The sequence below is a fragment of the Vibrio sp. M260112 genome, from assembly GCF_036533775.1.
Lineage (GTDB): Bacteria > Pseudomonadota > Gammaproteobacteria > Enterobacterales > Vibrionaceae > Vibrio.
In genome coordinates, this window is the sequence record NZ_JATABH010000196.1 from 1 (window position 1) to 497 (window position 497).

2 pseudogenes are annotated in these 497 nt (G+C 48.7%); both read left to right on the top strand.

Annotation, left to right across the window (positions count from 1 at the left end):
- Positions 1–142, top strand: a pseudogene (locus tag QTN95_RS21060) (type VI secretion system tube protein Hcp); the annotation flags it as partial.
- A gap of 122 nt (positions 143–264) precedes the next feature.
- Positions 265–497 (top strand): annotated as a pseudogene (locus tag QTN95_RS21065) (type VI secretion system tip protein VgrG); the annotation flags it as partial.

A 497-nucleotide genomic window follows, 5' to 3' on the forward strand; every position in this document is an offset into this window, starting at 1 on the left:
GATGCCACACTGTCAAGATCCGTCGATGTCCGACTTCACGCAAAATCTAACGGTCTCAATGTCGTACCGTAAGATCACTTGGGATCACGTCAACGCAGGTACGTCTGGTTCAGACGATTGGCGTAAACCTATCGAAGCTTAATCGCTTTTATTTTCAGAGGTTTCCTACAGGAAGCCTCCTGAAAGCCTTAAATACAAATTACCGTTGTCGCGGTAATTTGTGGTGAAGGTTTTTGTGCTTGGTGTCAACGATAGGGGAGACGTATGGCGACATTGGCGTACACCATCAATATAGAAGGACTCGGCGATGATGCCTTGGTTGTGACTCAGTTCGATGGGCAAGAGTCTTTGTCTGCCAGCGTGTTTCATCATCGACCTTGTTACGGTTTTTGTTATCAAATCACCTTAGCCAGCCGTCGGCATGACTTAACCGCAGACCAAGTGGTGGATCGGCAGGTCGAGCTGCGTATGTACCGCAACCAAGTGTTGGTGCAGCG